Raw genomic sequence first — 13,590 nt, 5'->3', positions numbered from 1 at the left:
CGCAGGCGCTTGGTAGTTTGGTCTAAACGGCCCATCGACGGGCCGCCGCTGCTTGTAGGTCGCTGCCAAGCCGGCCCCGAAGTGAAGAGGGAAGATGTTCGTACCCATCACCAACACGCCGCGTGACTACGCCTGGGGGTCGGAGACCGCCATCCCGCGCCTGCTCGGCACCGAGGAGACCGGGGAGCCGCAGGCCGAGCTCTGGCTCGGGGCGCACCCGGGCAGTCCGGCCCGCATCCTCGACCCGTCGCTGACCGGCGGGCACACCGACCTCCAGTCGTGGATCGCGAGCGATCCGACGCGGATCGTGGGGCGGCGTGGAACGCTGCCGTACCTGCTGAAGATCCTGGCGGCCGCGGCGCCGCTCTCGCTTCAGGCGCACCCGACGCTGGAGCGCGCCCGCGAGGGTTTCGCCCGCGAGAACGCGGCCGGGATCCCGCTGGACGACCCGGCGCGCAACTACAAGGACGAGCTGCACAAGCCCGAGCTCATCGTCGCGCTGAGCGAGCGGTACGAGGCGCTCTGCGGCTTCCGCCCCCTGTACGAGGTGCGCCAGATCGTCGACCTGCTCGTCATGATCGACGGCTCGCAGACCGCGCCGCGCTGGGAGCTCTACGGCCCGATCGTGCACCTGCTCGAGGACTCGCCGACGGCGTTCGAGAGCGACGCCGACATCCTGCGCTCGGTCGTGTCCTACCTGCTGAGCGGCGCCGAGGAGGTGCCGGCGCTCGTCGGGCACCTCGTGCGCACCGCCGAGAAGGCGCTGCACCCGGCGCACGCCCACCTCACCGACCCGTACACGCCGTCGCTCGAGACCGTCGTGCGGCTGAACGAGGAGTACCCGGGCGACCCCGGCATCGTCATCTCGCTGCTGCTGAACCGGGTGACGCTCGCCAAGGGGCAGGCGCTGTACCTGCCGGCCGGCAACATCCACGCCTACCTCTCGGGGCTCGGCGTCGAGCTGATGGCGGCGAGCGACAACGTGCTGCGCGGCGGGCTGACGCCCAAGCACGTCGACGTGGCCGAGCTGCTCGAGGTGCTCGACTTCGACGCGCTGCCGGTGCCCTACCTGGTGCCGACGCAGCCGGTGCCCGGGCTGTCGGTGTTCACGCCGGGCGTGCCCGACTTCGTGCTGGCGCAGGTCGAGGTCGGCATCGACCGACCGTTCGCGGCGCCCACCGTGGGCTTCACGCCGCTCGGCGCGGCCATCGGCATCTGCACGGCGGGGGCGGTGACCGTGACGGGAGCGTCGGGCACGCACCGGGTCTCGCGCGGCGAGGCGTTCTTCGCGACGCCCGACGAGGGGGCGCTGGCGTTCGGTGGCTCGGGCACCGTGTTCGTGGCGGCGCCGGGCGCGCCGGCGGCCGAGCTGCCCTAGGGCGGCCTCGACTCAGGCGGGGACGCGGCAGAACGTGCGGCGGTAGGCCGCCGGGGTGGTGCTCAGCGTCTTCGAGAAGTGGTGGCGCATGACGGCGGCCGTGCCGAATCCGCTCTCGGCGGCCACGGTGTCGAGCGCGAGCGTGCTCTCCTCGAGCAGCTGCTGCGCCCGCAGCAGGCGCTGGCGGTTCAGCCACGCTCCGGGGGTGGTGCCGGTGTCGGCCTTGAAGCGCCGGGCGAAGGTGCGCGGAGACATCAGGGCCCGGCGCGCCAGCTCGTCGATGGTGAGCTCCTGGTCGAGGTTCTCGAGCATCCACGCCGTGACCTCGGCGAAGGAGTCGCTGCGGCTCTCGGGGATGGGCGTCGCGATGTACTGCGACTGGCCGCCCGAGCGCTGCGGCGGCACGACCATCCGCCGGGCGACCACGTTGGCGGCCGAGGCGCCGAGCTCGGTGCGGATGAGGTGCAGGCAGGCGTCGATCCCCGAGGCGGTGCCGGCGCCGGTGATGATGTTGCCGTCCTCCACGAAGAGCACGTCGGGGTCGACGTCGATGTCGGGGAAGTCGCGGGCGAGGCGTTCGGCGTGCATCCAGTGCGTCGTGGCGCGCCGGCCCGAGAGCAGCCCGGCCTTGGCGAGGGTGAAGGCGCCGCTGCAGATGCTCATGATCCAGGCGCCGCGGGCCGAGGCCTCCTGCAGCAGGCGCACGACCTCCGGATGCACGTCCGCGTCGATCTCGTGCGCCGGCACGGCGATCAGGTCGGCGTCGGCCGCCTTGTCGAGGCCGTCGGCGATCGTCATCTCGTACCCCAGGCTGGTGCGCACCGGGCCGGGTTCGGCGGCGACGATCGTGAAGTCGAACCGTGGGCCGCCGTGGTCGCTGCGGTCGATGCCGAACGCCTCGCAGACCACGCCGAACTCGAACGGGGCGACGCCGGGGATGGCGATGAGGGCGACCTTCTGGAGCATGCTGGCAGGATATCGACGGCAGCCGAGAAATGTCCAGCCAGGCCCTCGGAGGGGCGCGACACGCGCCGTGTCGCAAGCCTTAAGGCGTGGTTGAGGGTTTACCATCTGCGACTTGACGTGAGCGAACTACACGGGTGTAATTAGGCATCGGGGTTTTCGGCAAGTCGCAAGCTGGTTCAGAGGGTGGAGCGTGATATGGCCATGTCAGAGTATCGCTCAGGCGTACCGGATGACTGGTTCGTCGACCCGGTCAGCCTCGGCGTCCCCGGTGTGCGCAAGCCCCGCGTCGACGAGGAGGAGAACCCCCTCGCCTGGCAGGCCGACTCGCTCTGCGCACAGACCGACCCCGAGGCGTTCTTCCCCGAGAAGGGCGGATCGACCCGCGACGCGAAGCGCATCTGCACCTCCTGCGAGGTGAAGGCCCAGTGCCTCGACTACGCGCTGCAGAACGACGAGCGCTTCGGCATCTGGGGCGGACTCAGCGAGCGCGAGCGCCGCAAGCTGCGCAAGCGCGCCGTATAGCCGCCTCCTTCACACGGGATTCATAAGATACCGGCACGCCGCGGAGGTCGCCGGGCACAGCGTCGAGGGCCACTTAGAGTCGTCACGATATGCACGCCCGAGTCACTGCCGTCCTCGTCTCCTCCAACGGAGCCGACTACCTCCCGCGAACCCTCGAGGCCATCGCGGCCCAGACCCGAGCCCCTGACGCGCTGGTGGTCGTCGACTGTGCCTCGACCGACGCCACCTCCGCGCTGCTGGCGGCCGCGCAGCCGACCCGCTTCATCCAGGCCTCGAGCCGGCTGAACTTCGGCACCGCGATCTCGCACGCCCTCGGCGTCGCGCCCCCGCCCGCCGACGAGAACGAGTGGCTCTGGCTGCTCGCCCATGACACCGCTCCTGAACCGGATGCGCTGGCCGCCCTGCTGGCCGCCGTCGAGGTCAACCCCTCCGTCGCCGCCGCCGGCCCGAAGCAGATGGAGTGGGACGACCCCGACTACATCAGCGAGTTCGGCGAGACCGTCACCCGCCTCGGCGCCAGCGTTCCGCTCGTCGAGACCGAGCTCGACCAGGCCCAGCACGACCGCATGAGCGACGTGCTCGCCATGGGTGCCGCCGGCCTCCTCGTGCGCCACACCGTCTGGAACGAGGTGGGCGGCTTCGACCCCGCCCTGCCGACGGCCGACAACTCGCTCGACTTCAGCATCCGCACCCGCCTGGCCGGTCACCGCGTCATCGCCGTGCCCGCCGCCCGGGTGTCGACCGACGGTGACGGCCTCTCCGGCCCGGGCCGCTCGATCAAGGGCTCGGCGCGCCGCAAGCGCCAGACGGCCCGCCGTGCGGCGCAGCTGCACCGCCGGCTCGTCTACGCGCCCCCGTTCGCCGTCGTCTTCCACTGGCTCTCGCTGGTGCCGCTCGCCGTCGGCCGCTCGCTCTTCCAGCTCGTGCGCAAGCAGCCCGGGGCCATCGGCGGCGAGTTCGCCGCGGCGTTCAAGACCGCCTTCGGCTCGCACATCGGTGCAGCCCGGCGGCAGCTGAAGGCGTCGAAGAAGGTCGGCTGGCGAGCGATCGCCCCGCTCCGGATGCCCGGCGACGAGATGCGCCGCCGCGCCTCCCTGCAGCGGGAGATCGCCTTGACGTACCTCCGGGGCGAACGCGACCGCATCCAGTTCATCTCCAGCGGCGGAGTCGCGACCGTGCTGGTCGTCGCCCTGATCGGCTTCGTCGTCTTCCTGCCCGTGTTCGGGGCCGCGGCGATCACCGGCGACGGAGCGCTGCCGCTCGAGACCACCGTCGGCGGGCTCTGGGCCCAGATCGGCACCGGCTTCCGCGACATCGGCCTCGGCTTCGTCGGTGCGGCCGACCCGTTCGCCGCCGTGCTGGCCGTGCTCGGCAGCCTCACCTTCTGGTCGCCGTCGTTCGCGATCGTCGGCCTCTACCTCGTCGCGCTGCCGCTGGCCGCGCTGGCCGCCTGGTTCTGCGCCGCGCGGCTCACCGACCGTCCGGTGCTGCGCAGCGCCGCCGCGGTGCTCTGGGTGCTCGCCCCGCCGTTCGTCGGCGCGCTCGATGCCGGCATGATCGGCCCGGTGCTCGCGCACCTCCTGCTGCCCTGGCTCGTGCTCGCCCTGCTCGCCGCGCCCAAGTCGTGGTCGGCGTCGGCGATCGCGTCGATCCTCTTCGCCGCGGTGCTCGCCACGGCCCCCTCGCTCTGGCCGGCGCTCATCGTGGTCTGGCTGATCGCCACCATCGCCAGCCGCCGCGACGTGATGCGCCTGATCGGCATCCCGGTGCCGGCCCTCGCCCTGTTCGCCCCGCTGATCTGGGACCAGTTCCAGCGCGGCACCCCGCTCGCCCTCCTCGCCGACCCCGGGCTGCCCGTGTGGCGGCCGACGGTTCCGGTGATCGAGCTGCTGCTCGGGCTTCCGCGCACGGGGCTCGGTGGCTGGGAGTCGCTCGCGGCGGGCGTCGGGATCGACGCGGGCGTCGTGCTGCTGGTGCTCGGCATCCTCGTGGTGCCGCTCGCGCTGATCGCGCTCGCCGCCCTGTTCCTGCCCGGGTCCTACCGCGCGGTCGTCGCCGTCGTGATCGCCCTGCTCGGCTTCGCGACCGCGGTGGCGTCGCAGCAGCTGGCCCTCGCCACCAGCGGGTCGCAGTCGGTCGTCATCTGGCCGGGATCCGGGCTCAGCCTGGCGTGGCTCGGCCTGGTCGGCGCGGCCGTCATCGGGCTCTCCTCCCTTCCGCGTCTCGTCGCGCTGCCCGCCGTGGTGGCCACGGCCGCCGTCGCCGTGATCGTGCTGCCGTCGGCGCTCGGGCTGCTGCTCGGCACGTCCGAGGTCGCCGCGGGATCGGCGCGGCAGCTGCCGGCCTACGTGACCGCCGAGGCCTCGAACACGCCTCGCGTCGGAACGCTGCTGCTTTCGCCGCAGGGCGACGGGGGCATCGGGGCATCCGTCGTGCACGGAGCCGGACCGACCCTCGACCAGCAGTCGACCCTCGCCTCGACGGCGGCGCTCTCGGACTCGGTGGGCGCCGACGGCTCGGAGCTCGCCTCGATCGTCGGCAACGCGGCCTCGATCAGCGGCGCCGAGGTCTCGAGCCGACTCACCGCGCTCGGCATCGAGTTCGTGCTGCTCACCCCGGCCCCGGCCGACGAGCAGGGCGCGCCCGCCGACGACATCGCGTCGCGCACCGCCAACGCGCTGAACAGCAACGCGCAGTTCACCTTCATCGGCGACACCTTCGCCGGCGCCCTCTGGCAGGTCGCCGACGACGGCACACTGGCGAGCCTGCCCCAGCCGTCGCCCACCAACACCGGGACGCCGCTCGGCGTGCTGGTGCTCGTGATCCAGGCCTTCGTGTTCGGCATCGCGCTGCTGCTGGCCCTGCCGGCCGGGCGCCTGCAGGTGCAGGGCAACCGCGCGGTCAGCACCACGGCCCATGTCGGCGCGGCCGACTCGGTCGAGGAGGAGATCGCGGAGGAGAAGCTCACCGACGTGGCCGACCGCGTGCCCGTCGGCGAGGAGCCCGAGGTGCTCGACACCCCGGCCGGCCCCTCGCCGGCCCCGGCGGTGCGGCCCGCGACGCCCTCCGCGCCTTCTGCCGAGCCCTCCGCTGCGCCGGCCGCCCCGTCCTCGCTCGAGAGCGCGGGCCCGGCAGCGGCCCCGGGCATCGGCACCGGCGGCCCCGAGGTCGCCACGGTCTCGGCCGCGGCCCTGGCCGGCGCGGCCGCTGCCGCGGTGGTCGCCGACCGCACTGCCGACTCCGTCGAGCCCGCCGCCGACGCCGACGCCGACCGCACCGCGGACACCGTCGAGCCGCTCGTCGCCGGTGCCGATGATGACGAGCGCGCCCAGCCCGAGGTGGTGGGTGCGTCCCCGACGGGCGAGCGCGCCGCGAGCAGCGTCACCACCCCGGCCGGTGTCTACGCGGCGCACTACGTCGACGAGCAGCCCGCTGCTCCGGATGCTCCGGCCTCCGTTCCGGCCCCCGCCCCCGTTCCGGCGCCCGAGTCGGATGCCGACACCCCGTGGTGGGCCGGCACCGCGCGGCCGACGATGCCCGTGGCCGAGCAGAACTCCACCGCCGAGTACGCGGGCCACCGCCCGGAGGCTCCCACCGCCGACGAGACGGAGGGCTCGGGGGAGTACACCCACGACGCCCCCGTCGAAGCGCCCGTCGTGCCGCAGCCCAGCGTGAGCGAGCAGGTCGAGGCGGCCACCGCCGACACCGCCCCGACGCCCGTCATCCCGCCCGCCGACTCCACCCCGGACGACCGCGACGGCGACGGCCGCGGGAACGACGGCCGCGAGGGCGAGGGGTCCGCCACCGAGGCGCTGCCCGCCCCCGTGTCGGCGTCCGACCACGCCGCCACCCGGCCGACCGGCCCGGTCGATGCCCTCCCGAGTGAGGAGGCTCGTCCGATGTCCCGGTTCGAGCCCGGCTACGAGGCCCCGGCGGCGGATCCGCTGCCCGGCCCGGACTACTCCGACTACGACCCCGACGACGAGACGGTGCTGACCGTCCGCGACGCCGCCGACCGCGACGCCGCCGACGACACCGCCCACGAGAACCACGAGGAGGGAACCACCGATGGCCGATGAGTCCCGCCCCACGAACGGCGAACCCGAGAACATCGACGCGACCGCCGCCTCCGGCGAGCCCGCGAACGCGACCCCGCCTGCGGCCCCGGCTGAAGCCGGAGCGACGGAGACCACCGAATCCACCGCGTCCACCGGCGCGAGCGACATGACGGGAAAGGCTGACACCCCGGCCACCCCGACCGACGCCGCCGCCACCACCACCGCCGAAACCACCACCACCACCGCCGAAACCACCACCGCCGACAGCGCCGCCGCCAAGCGCGCCGCCCGCCCCCGCCGCACCCGCCGCCCGGCGAAGCCGGCCAAGCGCCCCGCCACGGGCTCCCGCCGCGCCGTCGCCACCGGCGCCCGCATCGCGACCGGCGTGGTCGTCGTGGCGCTCGGCGCCGCCGTCGTGGGTGCCGCCTTCGCGCTGCCCCTGCCCGCGATCACCGCCGCGCCCTCCGCCGAGACCGTCGACCCCGCCCCCGCCGAGGAGGTGCGGGCCTGCCCCGGCCCCCTGGTGCGCCTGTCCGACGAGTCGGGCCAGGACGCCACCGCCATCTCCGGCGTCGGCACCGCCCAGACCGACGAGGCCGCCACCACGCCCGACGCGGCGATCGACGTGAGCGCCCTCCTCTCGCCCGACGACCGCACCTCCACCGCCGACTCCGCTCCGCTGCGCATCGCGCTGCCGGCCGACGCGGCCGCCGCCGGCGACACGCTCTTCGCCGCCGCCCAGTCGCAGAACGTCGCCGAGGGCGACCTCGTCGGCCTCGCCACCGCCGCCTGCGGCGAGGCGAGCGCCGACAGCTGGCTCGTGGCCGGCGCCACGACGGTCGGCCGCACCAGCTTCGTGGTGCTGGGCAATCCGGGCGACGTGCCGGCGGTGGTCGACCTGGCGCTCTACGGCGAGCAGGGTGCGATCGACGCGCCCGGCGCCTCGAACATCGACGTGCCCGCGCGCTCGACGCGCATCCTGTCGCTGGCCGGGCTCGCACCCGACCTCGCCTCACCCGTGCTGCACGTCACCGCCGAGGTGGGCGCGGTCACCGCCGCGCTGCAGCAGAGCGTCGTGCGGGGCCTCGCGCCCGGCGGCGCCGAGGTCGCCGGATCGATCGCGGGGGCGTCGACCGAGCAGGTCATCGCGGGCATCCGCGTCTCGGGCACCTCGTCGATCGCCGAGCAGGTGGGCAGCCCCGAGACGGCCGACCTGCAGAGCGTGCTGCGGATGGTCGTGCCCGGCGCCGACCCCGCCTCCGTCACGATCCGCGTCGCCGAGGAGCGCACGGGCGGCACCGAGACCGAGTACCAGGTCGGCCTGACGCCGGGCGTCGTGACCGAGTTCCCGCTGCAGGACATCCCCGACGGCCTCTACTCCGTGACCATCGACTCCGACCAGCCGGTCGTCGCCGGTGCCCGCACCTCGACCATCGTCAACGGGAAGACCGACTTCGCCTGGTACCAGCCGGTCGAGCAGCTCGACTCGCCGTTCTTCGTCACCATCGCCGACGGCCCCGGCGCCCGGCTGCACCTGGTGAACGAGACCGAGGGCGACGCCGACGTGGTGTTCGCGAAGACGGACGGCACCGAGTCGACCGGCACCTTCGTGCCCGGGGCGCGCTCGCTCTCGCTCGAGCCGGGCTCGTACCTCGTCACCTCGTCGGTGCCCGTCGGTGCGACCGTCAGCTACTTCGGCGACGGCGTGCTCTCGTCGTACGCGATCGCCCGCCCGGGCCCCGAGGCCACGCCGATCACCGTCTACCCCTAGGCCAGGCGCCTGGTCAGACGGGTCGGGCTGCGCCGGGAGACGGATGCGCGTCAGCGCCCACCCGCCAGGAGCCCCCGCGGCTCAGAAGTGCCGGAACCGCTCCGGCGCCAGGTCCCACGGGTCCTTGCCGAGCAGCTCGGCGACCGCCCGGAACACGCACGACTCGATCGCGAGCCGCCGATGTGTCTCGTCGTCCTCGTGCAGCCGCGACATCCGCTCGATCGGCAGCCGGAACATGATCACCCGCGTCTTCGTCACCGCCCAGCGGTCGACGTGGTCGGGGGAGCCGAAGCTGCCGAACGGCATGGTGGCCACCTCGAAGGTGACGCCCTCGAGCTCGGCCGACCAGAGGCTCTTGAGGTACTCCGCGGTCGACGCGACGGTCTGGTCGAACAGGTCGATGCGGGTGCGCAGGAACGGCAGGTGCGGCCCCGCCACCGAGGAGCGCAGCTCCCGCCCGTGACGGCTGCGGCTGCGCGCCCGCACCGCCGCCGAGCGCGGTGACCTGCGGGAACGTGCCATGCCCTCAGTCTAGAGCGGCGGGCCCTCGGCCAGGAGCGACGCCCTCCGGCACCGGCGGCCCACCGCGCGACACGGTGCCCGGCTGCCGCCCGCTGTCGGAGGCCGCGGTTAGGCTGGCAGCGATGACGAACAGGGAATGCTCTCGGCCCTCGTGCCGTGGTGAGGCCACCACGACGCTCACCTACGACTACGCCGACTCGCTGATCGTCGTCGGCCCGCTCAGCCCCGTCGCCGAGCCGCACAGCTACGACCTCTGCGCCCGCCACATCGACCGCTTCTCGGCCCCGCAGGGCTGGCAGGTCATGCGGCACGTCTACATCGAGAGCTAGACGCTTCCGGCGTCGGCGGGGGTTCCGGATGCGCGTTCCGCCCGTTCCCCGGCCAGCCGCCGTTCGCGCGCCGAGAGGAACAGCGGGAACGCGAACGCGAGGGCCACGAACGGCACCAGCAGCACGTAGAGCGCGAGTCCGCGCATCCGGAGCCGCCGGCCCTCGACGACCATGAAGACGATGGCGGCCACGGCCACCACCGCGAGGTCGACGCCGAGCGAGTTCACCGACGGCCCGCTGCCGAACCACTCGCCGAGGAAGTCGCGCTGCTCGACGATGGCGATCACGTTGAACGTCCAGGTGCCGGCGAGCCCCACCACGGCCAGCGCGAGGTAGATCACGGCCGCGGCGCTCCAGCGCCCGCGCACCCGCCCGGCAGCGCCCGCTCCGGCGCCCGCTCCTGCTCCGGCGCTCCGGCCTGCTCCGGCGCTCATGCCCGCACCTCGCCGCTCGCGACGGGCTCGGCCAGCGCGTGGCCGGACGCCGCCGGGGAAGGAGGCGGCGGCGGCGTGCCACCCGCCCCGCCGCGCGGTGCCGTCAGCAGCACCACTCCCGCCGCGATCACGACCGCGGCCACGACCGCCCACCCCGCCACGAGCACCGCCCCCGAGGGCTGCACGATCGACTGCCCCGCCAGGGCCTGCGCGGTGAGCACCCCGAGCCCCGCCGCGTACCCGGCGACCGCGACGGCGACGAGTCGCGTGCGCACCCGGTCGTCGGCCAGCCGCCGCACCCGCCGCCCGAGCAGGTCGAGCCCGATGGCCACCAGCGGGATCAGCTGCAGCGCGTGCATGCCCACGAAGTGCGGGATGCGCAGATCGCCCGCCACCGTGCTCCAGCCGAGCACCGGCAGCCCGGGCCCGCCGTCGGCGAGCCCCACGGTGTGCGCCCCGGCGATGCCCTGCCAGTCGTCCAGCTGCGCGGCGGTCGGGCCGGTCATCAGGAACGCCAGCCCCATCCCGACCAGCGCGAGCGCGGCTCCCGCCCGCACGGCGACGGTCAGCGACCGGGTCGGCAGCCGGAACCAGAACAGCAGCACCGTCGTGACGAAGGTGGCGAGGTAGAGCACCGTGATCGAGATGGCCATGACACCCCAGACCGCGGTCGAGGATCCGCTCGACACGTTGAAGTGGCTGGTGACCCCCGCGGCGGCGGCCCCCACGATGGCGAGCTGCTCGATCGCCAGAGCCACCGCGATCACGGTGCCGGCGACCTGCGCCAGGCGCCGGAAGCGGGGCAGGTGGGCGATCAGCCAGGCCCACGTGACGCTGTAGACGAGGATCGACAGCGAGAACTTCAGCGGCTTCAGCCAGACCTCGGCCCCCGTCACCTGCCTCGGGTCGACGGCGGCTCCCACGAGGCAGACCAGCGAGCAGAGCACCATCAGGGCGGCGACGGCCATCAGCGGCCGGTGCCAGTCGAACGCCCTCAGCAGGGCGGGGCGTGGTGCGGTCATCGGAGGTTCCTTTCGGCGGTGCGGTGGGCCTGGGCGATGCGCCGGAGGCCGAGGGAGAGGGTGTCGCCGAGCACGGTGCCGACGACCATCAGCTCGGTGCGGTCGGCCCGGTCGGCGATGGCGCCCACGGCGTCGAGGTCGGCCGAGGCGACCGTGGCGGCGGCCTCGGCGTACCGGTCGAGGTAGTCGTCGGTGAGCGGATGCCCCGCCTTCGCGAACGCGTCGATCGTCTGCGCCACGATCCGGCGCCCCACGTTGTCGCCGCAGTGCGCCCAGCCCGCCCGCTCGATCACGCCGTCGGCGCGCTCGAAGCTCTCGGCACCGGGCTCGGACACGCCGGGCACCGCGTCGCGCGACAGCGCGTTCTGCGCCGTCTCGAAGGTCTCGGCGATCGGCCGCTCGTCGTCGTCGAGCGCCTCGAGCACCGCCGAGACCGAGCCGATGGACAGCTTGCCCACCTCGAGCAGGGCCCGGATGAGCCTCAGCCGGTGCAGGTGGGTGTCGTCGTAGCTGGTGCGGTTGCCGCCCTCCCGGGTGCCCGCCGGCAGCAGCCCCTCGCGCACGTAGTACTTGATGGTGGCGGCGGGGGTGCCGGAGAGGTCGGCGAGGGCGGAGATGAGCATGAGCCGATAGTAGCACTACCGGTAGCACTGCTACCAGTGCGGCGAAGCAGAAATCGCGACCGCCCGCCGACGGCGCTAGGTCGGACCGTCAGCGGTCGGGGAACCCGTTCGGCAGGCCCTTCAGCACCGGGTCGACCCGCGCGAGGCGGTCGCGCTCGATCATCAGCGCCCGGTACTCGCGGTCGCGGCGGAGGGCGGCCACGGCGACGAGGAAGGTCTCCGGAGGCACGTTCGGCAGCGGGGACACGAACGGCGATGTCTCGGCGGCGAGCTCGTGCGCGAGCCGGGCGCGCGTGGGCGGGGCCATCCGCCCGGCCTGGGTGAGGAAGGCGACGAGGCGCCTCGACAGCCGGTCGGGCAGCTTCGCCACGTCGGCCGTCTGCGCCCAGGACGCGAGCTCGGCGGGCACCCCGACGGCGAAGGGCCGCGGGGCGGGCACGCGCTCGTGCTGGCTGTAGGTGCCGGCGAGCAGGTCGCCCAGGCGCTTGGACCGCGAGTTCAGCAGCGAGGTCACGAAGGCCAGGCCGCCCACGGTGATGAAGATCTCGACGAAACCGAGCAGGCCGCGGATGATGCTGTGCCGCAGCGCGATGGCTCCGCCGTCGTCGCGCACGATGCGGGCGCCGATGGCCAGGCGGCCGAGGGAGCGGCCGCCCGAGGCGAACTCGACGACGATGGGGGCGATCACGAGGAAGGCGATCAGCAGCGCGATCGACAGGGCCTGGGTGAGCGCCGGGTCGAACGCGGCCCCCGTGGCGACGACGGCCGAGAAGAACCAGAGGGCGCCGATCAGCGGCAGCACGTACACGGCGAAGTCGATGGCGCCGCTGGCGCTGCGCAGCAGGAAGCTCGCGGGGCGCACGTCGAGGGCGACGGCCTCGCCGGTGAGGAGCTCGTCATCGGCTAGGGCCGCACTGGTTCCCACCACGGACGGCTGCGACATGAATATCATCTAATCAGATGGATCTCGACGCGTACTCCGAAGCGCATCGTGACGAGTGGACTCGTCTCGATGAACTCGGGCGACGCCGCACGTTCTCCGGCCGGGATGCCGACGAGCTGATCGAGCGGTACCAGTCGGGCTCGACGCAGCTCTCGGCGATCAAGACGGTGGCGGGCTCCACGGCGCAGGGCGACCGGCTGTCGGTGGCGCTGTCGCGGGCCCGGCTGCGCTTCACCGGCGCCGGGTCGAACCTGTTCCGGCAGCTGCCGACGTTCTTCGCGGTGCAGCTCCCGGCCGCCCTGTACCGCCTGCGCTGGCTCACGCTCGCCGTCGCCATGGCGACGGTCGTGATCGCCGGGCTCTACGCCGTCTGGATCTCGCAGAACTCCGCCGTGCTCGCCGCCCTCGGCGACGACGCGACGCTGAAGAAGCTGGCGGAGGAGGACTTCGTCGACTACTACTCCGAGAACCCGGCGGCCTCGTTCACCGGACTCGTCTGGACGAACAACGCCTGGATCGCCGCGCAGTGCATCGCCTTCGGCATCCTCGGCTTCTACGTGCCCGCGGTCGTGATCAGCAACGCCCAGAACCTGGGTGTGAACGCCGCCGTGATGTTCGAGTACGGCCACGGCGACATCTTCTTCCTCTACATCATGCCGCACGGCCTGCTGGAGCTGACGGCCATCTTCGTGGCCGCGGCCGCGGGGCTGCGCATCTTCTGGGCCTGGGTCGCACCGGGCGCGAAGACGCGCGCGCGCTCGCTCGCCGAGAACGGCCGCTCGCTGTTCACGGTGGCGATCGGGCTGGTGTTCGTGCTCTTCGTCTCGGGCGTGATCGAGGGCTTCGTCACGCCGGCGCCCTGGCCGTGGTGGCTGAAGATCGGCATCGGGGCGGTGGCGCTCCTGGCGTTCCTGTTCTACATGGTGGTCATCGGCGGCCGCGCCGCACGGGCGGGGCAGACGGGTGACCTCGAGGAGTTCGAGGCCGGCGCCACGCAGCTCGTCGCGGGCTGAGCGCCGCCG

Annotated in this window: 12 protein-coding genes; 6 read left to right on the top strand and 6 right to left on the bottom strand. The window is 73.5% G+C overall.

Annotation, left to right across the window (positions count from 1 at the left end; genetic code table 11):
- Positions 1–94: 94 nt before the first annotated feature.
- Positions 95–1,378, top strand: a complete 1,284-nt coding sequence (gene manA, locus ITJ64_RS18090) for a mannose-6-phosphate isomerase, class I (protein ID WP_194682047.1) — start codon at positions 95–97, stop codon at positions 1,376–1,378.
- 12 nt (positions 1,379–1,390) lie between these two features.
- On the opposite strand, the gene ITJ64_RS18085 is transcribed toward manA, so the two are convergent.
- A complete protein-coding gene (locus tag ITJ64_RS18085; RefSeq protein ID WP_194682046.1) occupies positions 1,391–2,344 on the bottom strand; it encodes a GlxA family transcriptional regulator in 954 nt (317 codons plus the stop codon).
- A gap of 195 nt (positions 2,345–2,539) precedes the next feature.
- Between ITJ64_RS18085 and ITJ64_RS18080 the strand changes: the two genes are divergently transcribed.
- The 3 genes from ITJ64_RS18080 to ITJ64_RS18070 all read left to right on the top strand — a co-directional run bounded on the left by ITJ64_RS18080 (position 2,540) and on the right by ITJ64_RS18070 (position 8,695).
- Entirely contained in the window at positions 2,540–2,866 is a 327-nt protein-coding gene (locus ITJ64_RS18080) for a WhiB family transcriptional regulator (protein ID WP_173184054.1), read from the top strand.
- A gap of 89 nt (positions 2,867–2,955) precedes the next feature.
- Positions 2,956–6,945, top strand: a complete 3,990-nt coding sequence (locus ITJ64_RS18075; RefSeq protein WP_194682045.1) for a glycosyltransferase — start codon at positions 2,956–2,958, stop codon at positions 6,943–6,945.
- Entirely contained in the window at positions 6,935–8,695 is a 1,761-nt protein-coding gene (locus ITJ64_RS18070; RefSeq protein WP_194682044.1) for a DUF5719 family protein, read from the top strand. The genes ITJ64_RS18075 and ITJ64_RS18070 overlap by 11 nt, the downstream gene beginning before the upstream one ends.
- A gap of 81 nt (positions 8,696–8,776) precedes the next feature.
- On the opposite strand, the gene ITJ64_RS18065 is transcribed toward ITJ64_RS18070, so the two are convergent.
- On the bottom strand, positions 8,777–9,217 hold the full coding sequence (locus ITJ64_RS18065) for a metallopeptidase family protein (protein ID WP_194682043.1): 441 nt from the start codon (positions 9,215–9,217) through the stop codon (positions 8,777–8,779).
- Positions 9,218–9,339: 122 nt separating this feature from the next.
- Here ITJ64_RS18065 and ITJ64_RS18060 point away from each other — a divergent pair, with 122 nt between their 5' ends.
- Positions 9,340–9,546 carry a DUF3499 family protein gene (locus tag ITJ64_RS18060; RefSeq protein WP_194682042.1) on the top strand — a complete coding sequence of 69 codons (207 nt, stop codon included), beginning with the start codon at positions 9,340–9,342 and terminating at the stop codon, positions 9,544–9,546.
- Here the strand turns inward: ITJ64_RS18060 and ITJ64_RS18055 are convergent.
- The 4 genes from ITJ64_RS18055 to ITJ64_RS18040 form a co-directional block, all read right to left on the bottom strand.
- Entirely contained in the window at positions 9,543–9,980 is a 438-nt protein-coding gene (locus tag ITJ64_RS18055; RefSeq protein WP_194682041.1) for a DUF2834 domain-containing protein, read from the bottom strand. The genes ITJ64_RS18060 and ITJ64_RS18055 overlap by 4 nt on opposite strands.
- A complete protein-coding gene (locus ITJ64_RS18050) occupies positions 9,977–11,002 on the bottom strand; it encodes a hypothetical protein (RefSeq protein ID WP_228508733.1) in 1,026 nt (341 codons plus the stop codon). The genes ITJ64_RS18055 and ITJ64_RS18050 overlap by 4 nt, the downstream gene beginning before the upstream one ends.
- Positions 10,999–11,625, bottom strand: coding sequence for a MerR family transcriptional regulator (locus ITJ64_RS18045; protein WP_194682040.1), 627 nt, complete (start codon positions 11,623–11,625; stop codon positions 10,999–11,001). Before ITJ64_RS18045 ends, ITJ64_RS18050 begins: the two co-directional genes overlap by 4 nt.
- Before the next feature lie 88 nt (positions 11,626–11,713).
- Entirely contained in the window at positions 11,714–12,568 is an 855-nt protein-coding gene (locus tag ITJ64_RS18040; protein ID WP_194682039.1) for an RDD family protein, read from the bottom strand.
- Positions 12,569–12,585: 17 nt separating this feature from the next.
- On the opposite strand from ITJ64_RS18040, the gene ITJ64_RS18035 reads away from it, so the two are divergent.
- On the top strand, positions 12,586–13,581 hold the full coding sequence (locus ITJ64_RS18035; RefSeq protein ID WP_194682038.1) for a stage II sporulation protein M: 996 nt from the start codon (positions 12,586–12,588) through the stop codon (positions 13,579–13,581).
- Positions 13,582–13,590: the final 9 nt, after the last annotated feature.

This window comes from Herbiconiux sp. VKM Ac-1786 (assembly GCF_015350805.1).
GTDB lineage: Bacteria > Actinomycetota > Actinomycetes > Actinomycetales > Microbacteriaceae > Herbiconiux.
Note: the sequence above shows the minus strand (reverse complement) of the source record. Positions and strands in the feature narration are given on the sequence as shown.

What these genes read in the sequence shown, in the direction of transcription:
- manA (WP_194682047.1), top strand. Translation starts at nt 95, where the DNA reads ATGTTCGTACCCATCACCAACACGCCGCGTGACTACGCCTGGGGGTCG.
- ITJ64_RS18085 (WP_194682046.1), bottom strand. Translation starts at nt 2,344, where the DNA reads ATGCTCCAGAAGGTCGCCCTCATCGCCATCCCCGGCGTCGCCCCGTTC.
- ITJ64_RS18080 (WP_173184054.1), top strand. Translation starts at nt 2,540, where the DNA reads ATGGCCATGTCAGAGTATCGCTCAGGCGTACCGGATGACTGGTTCGTC.
- ITJ64_RS18075 (WP_194682045.1), top strand. Translation starts at nt 2,956, where the DNA reads ATGCACGCCCGAGTCACTGCCGTCCTCGTCTCCTCCAACGGAGCCGAC.
- ITJ64_RS18070 (WP_194682044.1), top strand. Translation starts at nt 6,935, where the DNA reads ATGGCCGATGAGTCCCGCCCCACGAACGGCGAACCCGAGAACATCGAC.
- ITJ64_RS18065 (WP_194682043.1), bottom strand. Translation starts at nt 9,217, where the DNA reads ATGGCACGTTCCCGCAGGTCACCGCGCTCGGCGGCGGTGCGGGCGCGC.
- ITJ64_RS18060 (WP_194682042.1), top strand. Translation starts at nt 9,340, where the DNA reads ATGACGAACAGGGAATGCTCTCGGCCCTCGTGCCGTGGTGAGGCCACC.
- ITJ64_RS18055 (WP_194682041.1), bottom strand. Translation starts at nt 9,980, where the DNA reads ATGAGCGCCGGAGCAGGCCGGAGCGCCGGAGCAGGAGCGGGCGCCGGA.
- ITJ64_RS18050 (WP_228508733.1), bottom strand. Translation starts at nt 11,002, where the DNA reads ATGACCGCACCACGCCCCGCCCTGCTGAGGGCGTTCGACTGGCACCGG.
- ITJ64_RS18045 (WP_194682040.1), bottom strand. Translation starts at nt 11,625, where the DNA reads ATGCTCATCTCCGCCCTCGCCGACCTCTCCGGCACCCCCGCCGCCACC.
- ITJ64_RS18040 (WP_194682039.1), bottom strand. Translation starts at nt 12,568, where the DNA reads ATGTCGCAGCCGTCCGTGGTGGGAACCAGTGCGGCCCTAGCCGATGAC.
- ITJ64_RS18035 (WP_194682038.1), top strand. Translation starts at nt 12,586, where the DNA reads ATGGATCTCGACGCGTACTCCGAAGCGCATCGTGACGAGTGGACTCGT.